Here is a 14219-nt window from a genome sequence, read left to right as displayed (position 1 = left end):
CCGTCACACGGCAATTGCCGCCGCGCCTCGCGTGCGCCTCAGCAATTGGCGCAGTGACAGGGCGTGCAGGACGAGAGACGTGGGAACGGTGAAGGCTGGAATGATGGCAGTTGGGTAGGTGCCTGTCGTCAGATTGGGATGATCGAGGGCGAGCTGCTGCAGGGGGCCGGGGGTGGTAAGGGCACCCATCGTGACCGCGACGACCAGATCGGCTATGCCGAAGAGGTTCCAGAACAGAGCCGCCCGGGTGCTGCCTGGCCGGCCGCTTGCGAGCATTGCTGCTGTCGGTAAGGCCATCAGCCCGGTGATCACGTCACCCGTGCCGGCAGGAAGGGCGAAAACGCCCGGCGTCGTCCCGGCCAGCCAGTTGGCGAGGAACACGCCGCCGATCACCCTGTAGGCCTGGAGGCCGATCAGCCAGTTGGCGGGCATAACATCGAGCAGCACGCCGATCCGGTCCGAGCGCGACAAAAGCGTGATCACGATGGCCGTCGGCACGACGATCATCAGCGGCAGCAACGGGATTGAGACTGCTCCCGGCAGGAGAAGGCCATCGGCGACAATAATCCAGGCTGCGCCGTGCCAGAGGGTGAGCGGAATGGCGATCGCCAGCCAGGTCCATGTCCGCTCAGATGCCGTGAGGGAGGTGCGCGACAATCCCGCCCAGGTTCCGCCGAGCACGATGAGGTGCACTGCGATGCGCGCGACGATGATGGACAGGTCCGAGCGTTGAAGCTCCGGTATTGCGACAAGGGCAGCGAACCAGAGGCCTGTTGCGACTGCGCTGCCGGCGAATGCAAGTGTCGGGCTGGTGAAGTTAGCGGTGGTGTTCGGCGCCAAGGTGAGATCCTCCCGTTTTGGCAAAACCGGTGATGCGTTGCAGCAATCGGCGCCCGATCCACATCGAGCTTCAGGCCTGCGCTGCATTCATTCGGAGGCGTGTCACGCTCCAAAGACATCGTAACTCTTATAATAAGAGTAACTGGTCAGGCAAGCGAATTATCCGCCCGGTTTGTCGCAGGGCGGTTGTTTGCCGGGCTTTCTTGAAACGGCCGTTCCGGCAAACTAATGTGGCTCTCATGATCAGAGGAGCCAGGCGATTTCACGGGCTTCGGAAAGGGTTCGATGCGTTCGAAGGGTTTCGATGGAATGGTATGCTCGATCGCCGGCGTCATGGCGGCGATCGGCGATCGGTGGGGTATGCTTATCTTGCGCGATCTTGTCTGTGGCCTCAGCCGCTATGAGGATTTTCGCCAATCGTCTGGCGTGACCAATGCGACGCTCAGTGACCGGCTGAAGCATCTGGAAGCCAATGGCCTCATCGAGCGGCGGCGCTATCAGGTGAACCCGGAAAGGTTCGAATATCTCCTGACCCGGAAGGGCTGGCAGATCGCGCCCATCATGCCGGTGCTCGCCCAGATCGGCGACAGCCTCGGTATGTCAGGTGCATCGGGACCGCCCATGACCTTCGTCAATCGCAAAACAGGGGCGGAGATACGCTGGGGTTTCATCGATCAGAAGACCGGCGAACCGGTGAGCCCCGTGGATCTCGACATCAAGGAAGGGGCTGGCGCGGATGACGTAGTTCGGTGGCGATTGTCCCACGCCGGGGCGCGCCGTCAGGCGCTCGATGATATTCTTGCTGCCTCGGGCGAGGCAACGGATGTACAAAAATCGGATTCGTGAAGTCCATCAGCAAGCGGGAGGTGCCAATTCATGCTGATCATTTTCGGCGGTTTGCCGGGTTCGGGGAAGACGACGATTGCGCGTGCCCTGGCGAAGGAGCTTGGGGCCGTCCATCTGCGTATCGATACGATCGAACAGAATATCCGGGCCTCGGGCATGTTGAGGTCGGAGGTCGGCCCGGCAGGTTACTTGGTCGGATACGGGATTGCCGAAGACAATCTCACGCTCGGCAACATTGTCGTTGCGGATTCCGTGAATCCCCTGAAGGTGACACGGGATGCCTGGCTGTCGGTCGCAGCGCGATCAGGTGTGCCGGCCGTTGAGATAGAAATCATCTGCTCGGACCGGAATGAACATCGCCGACGGGTGGAAACGCGGGCAAGCGATGTTCCGGGGTTGGTAAAGCCTCGCTGGGAAGAGGTGACTGCACACGACTATGAGGCTTGGGGGCAAAGCCCCGTCACCATCGACACTGCGAAGCAGGGTGTGGATGAGGCTGTTGTCGCGTTGCTATCGAAGCTTGAAACTGGCCGCTATCAGAAAACACGGGAGGTCTGATATTGGCCGCCTAGGGCTTTGTATCTGTGGGAATGATCGGAACGGTGCGAAGCCTCAGGTCAGTCGGGCATATTTTTCGAAGAGGTCGGAGAAGTTCGTCGCGATCCGATAGTAGTAACCGCTCTCGATGAAATAATCGATCGCTTCGTCAGCGGATTTTCCGGCGATGCCGCCGCTGCGCATGCCATGGAAAAGCTCGCCATCGGTGTACATGATCGCGCCTGTATGGTTGCCTTCGGTGAGTTCGACGAGGGTGCAGAAGTCGCCGCCGAGGCCGACGACATGTGCGAAGGGGGTGAAACCGTAGTCGTGGAAATCCATGTCCGGGGCGAGTTCCTCGAGATCGAAATACGGATGCCCGTTGCCGATGCCAAACAGGGTGTTGATGTCCGAGAGAACGAAGGCATCGCGCTGCGCCTCTGCGGGCAGGGTGGCGATGGTGGTGTGGGGGATATGATAGTCAAGGCCGTTTTCCCGCATCAGGAAATCGCGATAGCCATCGGAAAGACTGACCTCGTGCTGCGTCTCGAATGCCGAGAGCCGCGCTTCATCCGCGCCGCCATAGCGGGCTGCGACGAGAGGGGACTTCGCAAATCTGGCGAGGGCGTCAGGGCGCCGGAACGGAATTGTGTTGTCGTTGCTCACGATGGGTTTCCTTGTTGCAAGTACGGCGCAGGCATTTAAGGCCGGGGCGGGACAGGTCAATGGCAGGTCGCTTCATTGACCTCTGACGGTATCAGGGTGCTAATGGAGCGGTATCGTCACTGCTTGCAGGCAAGGAGGACGCGATGCTGCTCAAGGGGGAACGTACCTTCGTTGTGCGCGACACGGGAGGGTTTGTCGTACATGTCAACATGCCGGGATGGATAAAGCCGGAGCCTGGGGATCATGGGCATGGGCCGCTGGCGATGGTGGTCGAATCCATCCTGCATCCGGGGCGGCTGATCGCCATGCACGAGCACCGCAATGACGAAATCATATCCTGGGTGCCTGAAGGCGTGATGCGCCATGAAGACAGAGCCCGCGGCCGGCTGGTTTGCGACAGCGGGCATCTGATGGTGATGAATGCCGGGCGCAGCTTCTGGCACTCCGAGGAAACGCTGGCCTCCGATCCGCCGCTGCGCATGCTGCAGATCCTCGTGCGGCCCGATGCTGTCGATCTCGAACCCGGCATTCAGTATGGGGCAATGCCTGACAGCGCGCCCAATCGCTGGCGGCACCTTGTCGGGCCGGAAGGGGGCGATGCGCCGTTTTTCGTGCGCAACCGGATCGATTTCTTCGATATCCGGCTGGAGGCAGGCGTGCGGGTGGATTTCCCGCATAAACAGGGGTGTGACCTCTATTTCTATGTGTTCAGCGGCGCGGTTCTCGCCGGCGAGGAGGCGTTTGGCGAAGGCGAGCAAGGGCTGCTGCTGTCGGATGAGGTGTTGAGCGTGGAGGCGACGAGCGCCTGCGTGATGGTGGCCTTCCTGCTTGATCCCCGGTCTCCCGTCACGAGGCAGGGGACGATGGCCGACACCAGGAAGATCCCGCCGCCTGTCGTGATCCGCCTCGTGAAACGGTGGCAAGGGTTGAAGCGGCTGTGGCTGCGGAAGTGAAGATAGGGGCGGACCTCAGCTCCAATATTTGACGGCATAAACAACAGTCATGACGGCGCCGGTGAGGATGACGAACCAGCGGACGACGATGGCCGGCAGCACCCGCACGAGGTAGCCACCGAGATAACCGCCCACCAGGGCGCCTGACAGCATCGTCAACGTTTCGGGCCAGTGGACGGCGCGCTGGACGATGAAGATGACAACGGCTGCCATACTGACCGAGGTGGCGAGCAGGTTTTTCAGCGCCTTGACGCGGCGGATGTCATTGGGATCGGCAATCGAGAGAACCGCCGTCAGGATGACGCCGAGGCCGGCGCCGAAGAAACCGCCATAGATCGACGAGAGGCCGAGGACGGAAAGGCCGAGACCGCGCGAGGGCTCGGCATCGCCGCGCCTTGCCTCGACCCAGGCGGCGATGCGCGGCGAGAAGAGGAAGAGCAGGGTGGCGATGCCGATCAGGGCTGGAACCGGCAAGACGAAGAGCCGCTCGGGCAAGGCAAGCAGCAGCAGCGCGCCGACGGCACCGCCGACGAGGCAGACGAGGACGGATGACCAGAGTTTGGCGTCCAACGGTAGGACCTTGCGACGATCGGCGAGGACGGCGAGCAGATGGCCCGGCACGATCGCCACCGCATTCGAGGCATTGGCAGTGACGGGCGGCAGGCCGGCTGCGAGCATGGCGGGGAAGGTGAGCAGCGTGGCGCCACCGGCGAGCGCATTGATCACGCCACCGGCTATGCCTGATACAAACAGCAATAAAACGATCGCTGGTGTCATTGGCTTGCTCCCCATCTCCCCAATGTGTCTTTCGATGCATCAGGGGCATCGCGGGGACAAGCCGCCGATAGCCTCGAGGTGTTCGCGCCGTGAAATATTCCAGGGGACTCGCTATCTGCGGGCAACGGCCGGTCGTGCCTCACCCGTTTGGGTGACTTGCGCACCGTGGGCGCTCGCGCTGCCATGCGGAAACGGGGCTCAAGTTTCGGCATATCAATCGCGGGACCAACCTTGGGAGGGGAAGATGCATGATCTTACGCAGCACTCCGGTGTGGCTTGTAGCTGTGGCGGCTGTCCTGATGTGCCTGATGATCGGGCGCGCCGCCGCTTCCTGTGCAGTGCATTGGGAGGTGTGGCGGCAGTAGCGGCCGGGGCTGTCGTCTCGCCCGCCGGGCGGGCATCGGCACAGAGCATCCTGGCGCCCGATGATGCGCTGAAGGCGATGATGGATGGAAACAGGCGCTTCATCGACGGGCGTCTCCAGTCTCTCAACGAGGACCTTTCGATCCTCAAGGCGAAGACGGCGGAAAAGCAGGAGCCTTTCGCGGCGGTCCTCTCCTGCGCCGATTCACGCGTGCCAGTGGAGTTTGTCTTCGACCAGAGCATTGGCCAGCTTTTCGTCGTGCGTGTCGCGGGAAATATCGCTACGCCCGAGATCATCGCCAGCCTCGAATATGGTGTTGCCGTTCTTGGCGTCCGGCTTCTTATGGTGCTCGGCCATACCAACTGCGGCGCGGTGAAGGCGACTATCGACGGCAAGGCCGTGCCCGGCCAGATCGGCGCCCTCTATGCGCCGATCTGGCCGGCGGTGAATGCGGCGGGCAACGACCTTGGGGCGGCCATCGATGCGAATGCGAAGATGCAGGCGACGCTGATCAGCCGAAGCTCGACCGTCATTGCCGGGGCTGCCAAAGAGGGCAAACTCAAGGTCGTGGCGGCGCGCTACGATATCGCCAGCGGCGTGGTTTCGCTGCTTGGTTAGTGGGTGCGTTTTCTTGCTGAATGGGATAGGTCTACGCCGATCAGCGCGGAGATCGCCATGTCCGGTGACACCCTTGCCCGTCCATTCGGCCGGCAAGCCTTTGGCCTTAGCCCTGAAAACTATCACTTAGCCCGGCCGCCTTATCCGCCGGCGGTGTGGGATGTGCTGCGGCAGCGGGCCGGATTGCGGTCAGGTATATCGATACTGGAGATCGGTGCGGGAACCGGGCTTGCCACGGAACATCTTCTTGAACAGGGGCCGCGGCGGCTTCTGGCCGTCGAGCCGGACAGGCGGCTTGCGGAATTCCTGCGTGCGCGGCTGCATCGCCCCGAACTCGAGGTAGTCGAGCAAGCCTTCGAAGAACTGATCGAGGCGCCGCAATCATACGACCTCGTGGTGAGTGCGACGGCATTTCATTGGCTCGATGCCGTCCCGGCGCTCAGGCGTATCCATGCGCTGCTTCGCGATGGCGGCGCCGTCGCTCTGATCTGGAATGTCTTTGGCGACAGTATCAGGCCCGATCCCTTTCATGAGGCGAGCGCGCATCTCTTTGTCGGACATCGCCCAAGCCCGTCTTGCGGAGGGACGACGCAGACGCCTTACGGGCTCGACAGCGAGGCCCGGCTTAGGGATTTCGAGGAGGCCTCATTCCACTGCGATCCGCCTGTCATGTTCGAGTGGACGCTGACGCTTGATCCGCCCGCGGTGCGGCGGCTCTACGCGACCTATTCAAATGTCGTGGCATTGGAGGCGGAGAAGCGCGAGGCGTTGCTGGACGCGCTGGAGGATCTCGCACGGAGTGATTTTGGCGGCGTCGTCACCAGGAATATGACGACGTCGGTTTTCATCGCCAGGCGGACATAGGGCTGGGCGTCTTCTGCTGGAAAGGCGAGGGAGGACGGCGTCCGTCTTCAGCCCATTGCGCTGACGGGCGGGTATCGAAACTCCCGGACAATTCTGGCGCACGGCCGCAGGCCCATGATGGCGCGCAGGCTCGCGTCAGATCAAATCGCCGGCCCCGGCCGGATGCGGCTGCCGTCGGTGAAGCGCGAGAGCCGGAACCGGTTGAGATCGTGGCCGGTGGGATTCCCCTGGATCAGGTCGGAGACCACGCGGCCGATGCCGGGGCCGATGCCGAAGCCGTGGCCGCTCATACCGGTTGCGACGAAGAGGCCGGTGGTGGCCTGCACGCGGTCGACGATGGGCACGATGTCGGGCATGGCGTCGATCATGCCTGCCCAGGTCGTCTTCAGGCGGACGGTTTCGAATTGAGGGAAGAGGCGCTGGAAATTGCGGCTGATCGCTTCGAGGCTGGATTGCTCGGGGGCGGGGTTCAGCACGCGCATCCGCTCGAACGGGCTCTCGGCATCCGCCGTCCAGTTGCGCGGGGTCGACCAGCTGTCCGGGTAGCCCTCGGGGGCTGCAGGCGAATAGCGGGTGCCGAAGGGGTGGGCCAGGAGCGCCGGCATATATTTCGTGGCGTGACGGAAAGCTTCGGGGCCGAGATAGAGGCGGTGGCTTCCCGGCGCCAGCGTGTAGCCGCCATCCTGCCTGCGGCGGAAGGCGACATCCGCTCCGCCTGCGGCACCTGCGTGGATTTCGGCCAGGGGCTCGGTTGCGGCCACGGTGGCGCGCACTGCAAGCTGCGGGATGGAGACGCCGTGTTTTCTGAGGAAGAGCGACGACCAGGCGCCGCCTGCAACGAGCACTGTCGAGGTCTCGATGCGGCCGGCCTCGGTCCAGACACCGCTTACCTTGCCGGCGGAGATATCAAGGGTTCGCGCCGCGCAGTTTTCGATGATCGTGACACCCAGACGGGCGGCGAGCTGGGCAAGGGCAGGGACGGCGAGCCATGGCTCGGCGCGCAGGTCCGATGGCGTCGTCATCGAGCCGGCAAATTTGCGGGAGATGCCTTTGAACAAGGAGGCCGTCTGCCCGCTGTCGAGCAGGCGGGTGTCGAGATCGTAGGCGCTCGCGAGCTTCATGAAGGTTTCGAAGCCGGCCATCTGCTTGTCGGAGCTGGCGAGATATGTGACGCCGGTCTCGTTCAGGCCGATATCCTCGCCGCATTCTGCCGCGAGCTCCTTCCACAGGCGGCAGGCTTCGATGACGATGGGCAGCTCGTCGGCATCGCGGCCCTGCTTGCGGATCCAGCCCCAGTTGCGGGAGGACTGCTCGGCAGCGATGCGCCCCTTCTCGATGAGCGTCACGGAGATCTTGCGCTTGGCCAGAAACAGCGCCGTCGTCACACCGATGACGCCGCCGCCGATGATGACGACGTCGGATGTCTTTGGAAGCGGGCCATGATGCTGGATGGGATCGTTTAGGGAGAAGGGGAAGGCTGGCAAGCTATGCGTCCTGAAGGGCTGATCGATAGGTACGAGTGCTAGAGGCTCCGGGGCGGCAATTCAAGCTGATGTCATCGCGGTTCTGGGCGTGCCCTTGGCCGATCAAGGAGAAATTTGTTACCGACATTGCTGCCATGCCGCGACGGCAGGTTGCACAGCCGGCGGGGGAAGTGCTAGGCGAGTTTGCCGGGAAGCTTGGCCTCAGGGGGAGGCCCGGCTGCTTTGAGCTGCAAACCACGGTTGGACGATGACGACCCGCATTTATGTGATTAATCTCGACCGGTCCACGGATCGGTGGAATGCATTGTCCGATCGGGCCAAGGCCCTGCAGTTCGACCTTATTCGCATTGCCGGCGTCGATGGGCGGGAGATTGCCGCAGATCAGCGGACGGCCTGTGATGAGCGCGCCTTTCAGCGCAACAATGGCCGGACCATCCTGCCGGGCGAATATGGCTGCTACCGGAGCCATCTGAAGGTGCTCGCGGCTTTCTTGGAAACGGGCGAGGCCGCCTGCATCATCGTCGAGGACGATGTCATTTTGTCTGCCGACCTCGTTGCGCGCGCCGAAGCGGCACTTGCGGCGGTGCCCGGCGCCGATGTGATCAAGCTCTTCAATCACCGTATCGTCGGCTTCAGGCCTGTCGCCACCTCGGCTATCGGCGATGAGATCGGGCGGGTAACGCATGGTCCGCAGGGGTCGGCAGCCTGCTACGCGGTGACGCGGATGGGCGCCCTGAAGCTCCTCAAGACGGTCGGCGTCATGCGATTTCCCTGGGATATCGAACTGGAGCGCGGCTGGGCATCCCGAGCGCGGGTCTACACGACCCGCCAAAACGTGACTGTCGTAAAAGAGGGCGGCTCGAATATCGGGACGCGATCCGTCTACAGGGCCACCAAATTTCCCTGGTGGAGGCGATTGCCGACCTATGCGATCCGCATCGCTGAGACGGTTCGCAGAATCAACTATGCATTGAAAAAATAAGGCGCCGGGACGGAAAGCCCGGTTTTCAGGGCGGCTTTGTCGTTGCCCTTAAAGTCCATCTCAAGACTTTTTTTGGCACTTTAGCAGGCTGTTTTATCGGTGTTACAGTCGTGCATAATACTGCCGCAATTTTTCAAGAGCTACTTCAGCAAGTTACACCAAAAATGGTCGTTCTGTGGCGTAAAAGTTTACGATTCTGTATACTTACACAGTCTTGTTTGCGCTGGATCTCCGATGTAGATCATCGCCGAAACCTATCGAGAAGTGTTCCGCCAACATATCAACTCGGTCGGACATCGATCTGAGGTGTATCTTGAGTGCTCGAAATGATTTCGTGGGTGAGTTGCACCCGCGTGCCTATGAGGCTGCCGATCCCGTAGCGTCTCATAAGTTGAAAATCCTGCATGTCTTGTTCTCCTCCAGAGTGGCTGGATCGGAACGATACTGCGCTGACCTCGCCAACGGGCAGGCTGCTCTTGGACATGAGGTTCGCGTTGCCGGACGATACGGTTCGCCGATTGCTGGTCTGCTCTCGAACGAGGTTGTTTTCCACGGCTTCGCGATCCCGTTTCTGCGGGGCCTGAGGCTGCGGCGGCTGATGGGCAGGACAGGCATCGAGATCGCGCATGGGCATCTCAGCCATGGCTGCAAGGCGCTTGCCGCAGCGCCTGACAGCGTCGCCAGGATCGCGACCCTGCATGTCGGCTACAAGGCCAAGCAGCATGCCTGCCTCGAGGGTGTGATCTGCGTCAACACCGTCCAGTCGACGCGGCTCGGCACATTTGACGGCCAGTCGACGCTGATCTCTAACTGGCTGCCTGATGTCAGGTCCGCCGAGAGCTTCGACCTGCGTGCGCAGTTGAATTTGCCGCGCGAAACACGGCTCGTCGGCAGCGTCGGGCGTCTGCATCTCAGCAAGGGATATGATGTGCTGGTGTCTGCCTTCCGGCAGTCGGCACCCGACAATGCCGCCCTCGTCATCGTCGGCGAGGGGCCGCATCGCGCCGCGCTGGAAAAGCTCGCCAAGGGCGATAGCCGCATCCATCTGCTCGGCCATTGCAACAATGTTCCGGGGTTCTTGCGCAATCTGGATCTTTTCGTCTCGCCTTCGCGAGAGGAATCGGCGGGGCTTGCGATCCTCGAAGCCATGCATGAGGGACTGCCGATCATCGCCACGGCGGCCGAAGGCCCGTCGGAATATCTGCGCGAACATCCGGTCACGCTGGTGGCACCCGGCTCCGTCGAGGGGCTCGCCGAGGCTCTTGCCGATGTGCTGCGGGAACAGCCTGTTGTCCGCCTGTCGCGCGTAGGCTACGACTTGGCTCCTTTCTCTCGTTCGGCAGGTATTGCGAATGTTCTCGATTTCTATTCCCGGGTTGCCCGCGGAGCTACAGTCCAGGCTGCGCCCGATATCGATCAGCCTCGGTTGATCTATGCGTCTGAAGCCCAAGAGTGATTTCTGGCAGGTGGGCATCGTGCCCGCGTCCGCCGAGGTGCTGCTCGATGCCGAGACTTTGGCCGATTGTTCCGATCGAATTACATGGCTGCCCGATCCGGGACCATGGCGATATCTGGCCGATCCCTTCGCCGTGAAGAAGGGCGACAGCCTGCACGTTTTCGTGGAAGCCTATGACTACCACACCAAGCATGGCTTCATCGAGCGCCACGAACTGGTGGGGCCGGACCTGCAATGGCGCGGCAGGGCGGTGGTTCTCACCAAGCCTTTTCATCTCTCCTATCCCTTCCTCATCGAGCAGGATGGCGAGGTGCTGATGATGCCGGAAAGCCATAAGGCGGGAGAGGTCGCGCTTTACCGCGCCCGCTCATTCCCCGATGGCTGGGTGCGGGAAACGGTGCTCCTGGCCGATTTGCCCGCTGCCGAGGCCTGTCTCATTGAGCATCAGGGCAAGTGGTGGATGTTTTACACGCTGGTCGGCGCCGGCGCGCGCGACCAGCGCGAGCTGCATATCGCCTTTGCCGACAAGCTGACCGGCCCGTGGAAGACCCATCCGCAAAATCCGGTTCTGGTGGATCGCTCCGGCGCCCGGCCGGGCGGTACGCCCTTTATCGGCGCCGATGGGCAGATCATCCTGCCGGTTCAGGACTGCAGCGTCAGCTATGGCGGCGGCCTGCGCTTCCTGTGCTTCAGCCTGCTCAGCGAGACGCATGTGACCTGCGCGCATCTGCCGGCGCAGTTGACGGGCGGTCTCGCCACTGCCGATTACCCCGACGGCCTGCACACATTTTCTGCCTGCGGAGACCTGACGCTGATCGATGTGAAGCGTATCGACAGATCCTTCGGCCGCCATATCGTCAACCTGAAACGCAAGCTGCTGCCGAAGCCCGCCTTGTCCGCATTGGGGTGATATCGGCGGTTTTGCGCTCGCAATCTGCACCGACACGGGTGAAACTGGACCCCAGCGGATTCGATGCGGAGGAACGGTCGGGATGCCTTGCCGGCAAGAGCGACAATGGCCTGGAGATGAGCGATGACGAAGCCGATGCTGTCGTTGCAGCTCTATTCGATGCGCGGGCTGGGAGATCTCGGCACGCAGCTCGACAAGGCGGCGAGCGCCGGCTTTGGCGCCGTCGAGCCGCTCGAAGGGCATTTGCGTGACGCCGATAGCCTGCAGGCCGGGCTTGTCAGGAATGGGCTGACGGCACCATCAGCCCATGTCGGACTGGAGGCGCTGCGCAGCGAGCGGCAGCGCTTTGTCGATGCCTGCCAGCAATGCGGCATCGGGCAGCTCTTCGTACCGCATCCGGCGCCTTCTGCGATGAAAGAAACGAAGGCGGCATGGCAGCGGATCGGCCATGAGCTGGGTACGCTTGCTGAGCAGATGAAGGAAGCGGGCATCGTGCTTGGCTATCACAACAAGATGGCGGGCTTCGACCGTACCATTGGCGGGCGCTACGGGTTCGAGCTGATGTTCGATGCGGCCAAGGGCAGCCCGCTCACCTGGCAGGCGGATATTGCGTGGCTGGCGCGCGCCCAGCCGAATGCGGTCGAATGGATCAGGCGCTATGCCAGCGTGCTGGTCTCGGTGCATGTAAAGGATCAGGCGCCTGATAATGTCGATCCGGAGGAGGGCGGCTGGGCCAATGTCGGCTCCGGCGTGCTCGTCTGGCCGTCGCTGTGGCAGGCGGCTGTCGCAAGCGGGGCGCGGCTCTTCGTCGTCGAGCACGATAGTCCACGGCAGCCCTTCGAATTTGCGGCGCGCAGCTATGCCTATCTCAGCCGGTTTGTGACGTAGAACACCGGCCTTTGCCTGCCGCTGATCGCTGGAAATGTGGGGAAGGGATGCGGCCGGGAACAATCATCATCCCTGCTATGCCTTTAGATATGGCGCAGGGGGGACTTGCGGCAAGCCCCTAGAGAGAGCGTAGAACGCTCAACCTGATCAACAGCATCGGGAGATGAGCATGCGTGTATTGCTATCCACATACGGATCACGGGGAGATGTGCAGCCATTGGCGGCGCTGGCGGTTGCCTTGCAGACAACAGGCGCCGAGGCGGTGGTCTGCGCGCCGCCGGATGCGGAATTTGCCGGGCTGCTTAATCGACTCGGCGTGCCGCTGGCGCCGGCCAACGCGCCCGTGCGGCAATGGGTGAGCGAGGTGATGAAGACTGCAGAGCGCAACACGCGGGAGCGTTCGGCCGATGGCATTTCGGAGCGGGCGGCCGGGATATTGGCAGGGCAGTTCGAGGCGCTGTCAGCGGTTGCGGAAGGATGCGATCTCATCGTCGCGGCAGGGCTGTTTCCGGCGATGGCGGCGGCGCAGCTGGTGGCCGAGCGGGCCGGCATCGGCTATTTCGGGGTGACATTCTGCCCGATCTTCCTGCCGTCGCATCATCACAAGCCGCATGAATTCAAGGGCCGTCCGCATCCGCCCGGCGTGACCGACAACAGGGTTCTCTGGGACTATGATATCGAAACGAAGAACGTGATCTTCGGCGGAGCCTATAATCGGCTGCGTGCATCGATGGGCATGGCGCCGGTGGACAATGTGCGCGATCCGGTTCTGACCCGCCGGCCGTTGCTTGCGGCCGATCCGGTCATCGGGCCGCTGCTTGCGACGGATCTGATCGACGCAGTGCAGACGGGCGCCTGGATGTTCGATGACGACCGGCCGCTGCCGGCGGCGCTGGAGGCCTTTCTCGATGCCGGCGAGCCGCCCGTCTATGTCGGTTTCGGCAGCATGCCGATGCATGCGCTGAAGGATGCCGCGGGCGTGATCCTTGCGGCGATCCGCGCTCACGGGCGGCGTGCTGTGCTGTCGCGCGGCTGGGCCGGGCTGGTGCCTGATGATGGCGCAGGCGATTGCTTCGTCATCGACGAGGCCAATCATCAGGCGCTCTTCCCGGGGGTTGCGGCGATCGTCCATCATGGCGGAGCAGGGACAACGGCAGCGGCAAGCCGGGCGGGCGTGCCGCAGGTGGTCGTGGCGCAGATTGCCGACCAGCCCTATTGGGCGGGCCGCGTTGCAGCACTCGGCATCGGCGTGGCACATGAGGGGACGATACCGACGCCTGAGACCTTCTCCGCCGCGCTTTCGGCGGCGCTGCAGCCTGATATGCGTAAGCGAGCTGCGGCCGTCGCCCCCACGATCCGAACCGATGGGGCGATGGTGGCGGCAAGGCTGCTGCTTGCCTCGGCCGGCACATAAACGGGGATCGCGGTCAATCGCGCGGCAGCCTGCCGAGCAGCAGCTGGTTTCCCGTGCGGTTGCCGCAACCGATGCATTTCAGGCGAGGGCCGATCCTCGCCAGCGATATGTCCTTGCCATAGCGGTAGGCGAGCATGCGCCGGTCGATCCTCGTCTCGTGCTGGCAGGCCGGGCAGCGGGCGTGGAGGACATACCATTGCGGCAGGGTGGCGAGCGTCTCCCTGTCGGTTGCGACCTCCTCATGGCTGGCGACGAGATCGATGCTGCGGCGGTGTTTCATGTCCGGTCAAAGGAGGACCTGTCGAAGGTGGGCCGCCAGCCGCGGGTCATGCCCCGGCTCATGGCGCCTTCGGCAAGCGCAAGCTGTTCGCGCAGGTGGCGGCAGTCCTGCAGAAGCGTGGCGATGGCGGCCTTGGCATCCTCGTCGTGCCAGGAGAGCACAGCCTCGACCTCCCAGCTCAAATCTTCGTTTCCGATCACATCACCATCGGTTTTTGGGGCCAATTGCGGACGCATGTTCTCATTCTCCTTGCAGAGCATTTCAGTTCAGGATTGTCGGGATGGCGACCGCAGCGCCAGGAATGTTCTTATTATGTTCTCATTCTGGCGGGAGTCAAGGG

At 62.6% G+C, this 14219-nt stretch carries 16 protein-coding genes; 10 read left to right on the top strand and 6 right to left on the bottom strand.

Features of this window, described 5'->3' with window-relative positions; all coding sequences use genetic code 11:
- Positions 1-3 precede the first annotated feature (3 nt).
- Positions 4-840 (bottom strand): hypothetical protein, encoded by an 837-nt coding sequence (locus AB4Z13_RS12630; RefSeq protein WP_310387263.1) that lies wholly within the window; start codon positions 838-840, stop codon positions 4-6.
- Between the two features lie 285 nt (positions 841-1125).
- On the opposite strand from AB4Z13_RS12630, the gene AB4Z13_RS12625 reads away from it, so the two are divergent.
- Positions 1126-1686 carry a winged helix-turn-helix transcriptional regulator gene (locus AB4Z13_RS12625; RefSeq protein WP_442206058.1) on the top strand — a complete coding sequence of 187 codons (561 nt, stop codon included), beginning with the start codon at positions 1126-1128 and terminating at the stop codon, positions 1684-1686.
- 30 nt (positions 1687-1716) lie between these two features.
- Positions 1717-2244 carry an AAA family ATPase gene (locus AB4Z13_RS12620; protein ID WP_439015744.1) on the top strand — a complete coding sequence of 176 codons (528 nt, stop codon included), beginning with the start codon at positions 1717-1719 and terminating at the stop codon, positions 2242-2244.
- Positions 2245-2298: 54 nt separating this feature from the next.
- Here the strand turns inward: AB4Z13_RS12620 and AB4Z13_RS12615 are convergent, their stop codons facing one another.
- On the bottom strand, positions 2299-2889 hold the full coding sequence (locus tag AB4Z13_RS12615) for an SMI1/KNR4 family protein (RefSeq protein WP_439015743.1): 591 nt from the start codon (positions 2887-2889) through the stop codon (positions 2299-2301).
- A 143-nt stretch (positions 2890-3032) separates the two neighbouring features.
- Here AB4Z13_RS12615 and AB4Z13_RS12610 point away from each other — a divergent pair, with 143 nt between their 5' ends.
- On the top strand, positions 3033-3842 hold the full coding sequence (locus tag AB4Z13_RS12610; protein ID WP_442206057.1) for a pirin family protein: 810 nt from the start codon (positions 3033-3035) through the stop codon (positions 3840-3842).
- 15 nt (positions 3843-3857) lie between these two features.
- On the opposite strand, the gene AB4Z13_RS12605 is transcribed toward AB4Z13_RS12610, so the two are convergent.
- Positions 3858-4619, bottom strand: coding sequence for a sulfite exporter TauE/SafE family protein (locus AB4Z13_RS12605; RefSeq protein WP_439015741.1), 762 nt, complete (start codon positions 4617-4619; stop codon positions 3858-3860).
- 244 nt (positions 4620-4863) lie between these two features.
- Here AB4Z13_RS12605 and AB4Z13_RS12600 point away from each other — a divergent pair, with 244 nt between their 5' ends.
- Positions 4864-5601, top strand: coding sequence for a carbonic anhydrase (locus AB4Z13_RS12600; protein WP_442206056.1), 738 nt, complete (start codon positions 4864-4866; stop codon positions 5599-5601).
- 57 nt (positions 5602-5658) lie between these two features.
- The gene (locus tag AB4Z13_RS12595) at positions 5659-6465 is read left to right on the top strand and encodes a class I SAM-dependent methyltransferase (RefSeq protein ID WP_442206055.1); all 807 of its coding nucleotides are present in this window, start codon (positions 5659-5661) and stop codon (positions 6463-6465) included.
- A 140-nt stretch (positions 6466-6605) separates the two neighbouring features.
- On the opposite strand, the gene AB4Z13_RS12590 is transcribed toward AB4Z13_RS12595, so the two are convergent.
- Entirely contained in the window at positions 6606-7949 is a 1344-nt protein-coding gene (locus tag AB4Z13_RS12590; protein WP_442206054.1) for an NAD(P)/FAD-dependent oxidoreductase, read from the bottom strand.
- A 247-nt stretch (positions 7950-8196) separates the two neighbouring features.
- On the opposite strand from AB4Z13_RS12590, the gene AB4Z13_RS12585 reads away from it, so the two are divergent.
- The 5 genes from AB4Z13_RS12585 to AB4Z13_RS12565 all read left to right on the top strand — a co-directional run bounded on the left by AB4Z13_RS12585 (position 8197) and on the right by AB4Z13_RS12565 (position 13599).
- Positions 8197-8931, top strand: coding sequence for a glycosyltransferase family 25 protein (locus AB4Z13_RS12585; protein ID WP_442206053.1), 735 nt, complete (start codon positions 8197-8199; stop codon positions 8929-8931).
- A gap of 313 nt (positions 8932-9244) precedes the next feature.
- Positions 9245-10387, top strand: coding sequence for a glycosyltransferase family 4 protein (locus AB4Z13_RS12580; RefSeq protein WP_442206052.1), 1143 nt, complete (start codon positions 9245-9247; stop codon positions 10385-10387).
- Positions 10365-11297, top strand: a complete 933-nt coding sequence (locus AB4Z13_RS12575) for a glucosamine inositolphosphorylceramide transferase family protein (RefSeq protein ID WP_442206051.1) — start codon at positions 10365-10367, stop codon at positions 11295-11297. The genes AB4Z13_RS12580 and AB4Z13_RS12575 overlap by 23 nt, the downstream gene beginning before the upstream one ends.
- Before the next feature lie 123 nt (positions 11298-11420).
- Positions 11421-12185 (top strand): sugar phosphate isomerase/epimerase family protein, encoded by a 765-nt coding sequence (locus AB4Z13_RS12570; protein ID WP_442206050.1) that lies wholly within the window; start codon positions 11421-11423, stop codon positions 12183-12185.
- A 169-nt stretch (positions 12186-12354) separates the two neighbouring features.
- Complete coding sequence (locus AB4Z13_RS12565) at positions 12355-13599, top strand: glycosyltransferase (protein ID WP_442206049.1); 1245 nt, start codon at positions 12355-12357, stop codon at positions 13597-13599.
- Positions 13600-13612: 13 nt separating this feature from the next.
- Here AB4Z13_RS12565 and AB4Z13_RS12560 read toward each other — a convergent pair whose 3' ends face one another.
- Complete coding sequence (locus tag AB4Z13_RS12560; protein ID WP_007818286.1) at positions 13613-13879, bottom strand: hypothetical protein; 267 nt, start codon at positions 13877-13879, stop codon at positions 13613-13615.
- Positions 13876-14115, bottom strand: a complete 240-nt coding sequence (locus tag AB4Z13_RS12555) for a hypothetical protein (protein ID WP_113321377.1) — start codon at positions 14113-14115, stop codon at positions 13876-13878. The genes AB4Z13_RS12560 and AB4Z13_RS12555 overlap by 4 nt, the downstream gene beginning before the upstream one ends.
- Positions 14116-14219: the final 104 nt, after the last annotated feature.

Source organism: Rhizobium sp. YAF28, assembly GCF_052113285.1.
Lineage (GTDB): Bacteria > Pseudomonadota > Alphaproteobacteria > Rhizobiales > Rhizobiaceae > Rhizobium.
Note: the sequence above shows the minus strand (reverse complement) of the source record. Positions and strands in the feature narration are given on the sequence as shown.

What these genes read in the sequence shown, in the direction of transcription:
- AB4Z13_RS12625 (WP_442206058.1), top strand. Translation starts at nt 1,126, where the DNA reads ATGCGTTCGAAGGGTTTCGATGGAATGGTATGCTCGATCGCCGGCGTC.
- AB4Z13_RS12620 (WP_439015744.1), top strand. Translation starts at nt 1,717, where the DNA reads ATGCTGATCATTTTCGGCGGTTTGCCGGGTTCGGGGAAGACGACGATT.
- AB4Z13_RS12610 (WP_442206057.1), top strand. Translation starts at nt 3,033, where the DNA reads ATGCTGCTCAAGGGGGAACGTACCTTCGTTGTGCGCGACACGGGAGGG.
- AB4Z13_RS12605 (WP_439015741.1), bottom strand. Translation starts at nt 4,619, where the DNA reads ATGACACCAGCGATCGTTTTATTGCTGTTTGTATCAGGCATAGCCGGT.
- AB4Z13_RS12600 (WP_442206056.1), top strand. Translation starts at nt 4,864, where the DNA reads ATGCATGATCTTACGCAGCACTCCGGTGTGGCTTGTAGCTGTGGCGGC.
- AB4Z13_RS12595 (WP_442206055.1), top strand. Translation starts at nt 5,659, where the DNA reads ATGTCCGGTGACACCCTTGCCCGTCCATTCGGCCGGCAAGCCTTTGGC.
- AB4Z13_RS12585 (WP_442206053.1), top strand. Translation starts at nt 8,197, where the DNA reads ATGACGACCCGCATTTATGTGATTAATCTCGACCGGTCCACGGATCGG.
- AB4Z13_RS12575 (WP_442206051.1), top strand. Translation starts at nt 10,365, where the DNA reads ATGCGTCTGAAGCCCAAGAGTGATTTCTGGCAGGTGGGCATCGTGCCC.
- AB4Z13_RS12570 (WP_442206050.1), top strand. Translation starts at nt 11,421, where the DNA reads ATGACGAAGCCGATGCTGTCGTTGCAGCTCTATTCGATGCGCGGGCTG.
- AB4Z13_RS12565 (WP_442206049.1), top strand. Translation starts at nt 12,355, where the DNA reads ATGCGTGTATTGCTATCCACATACGGATCACGGGGAGATGTGCAGCCA.
- AB4Z13_RS12560 (WP_007818286.1), bottom strand. Translation starts at nt 13,879, where the DNA reads ATGAAACACCGCCGCAGCATCGATCTCGTCGCCAGCCATGAGGAGGTC.
- AB4Z13_RS12555 (WP_113321377.1), bottom strand. Translation starts at nt 14,115, where the DNA reads ATGCGTCCGCAATTGGCCCCAAAAACCGATGGTGATGTGATCGGAAAC.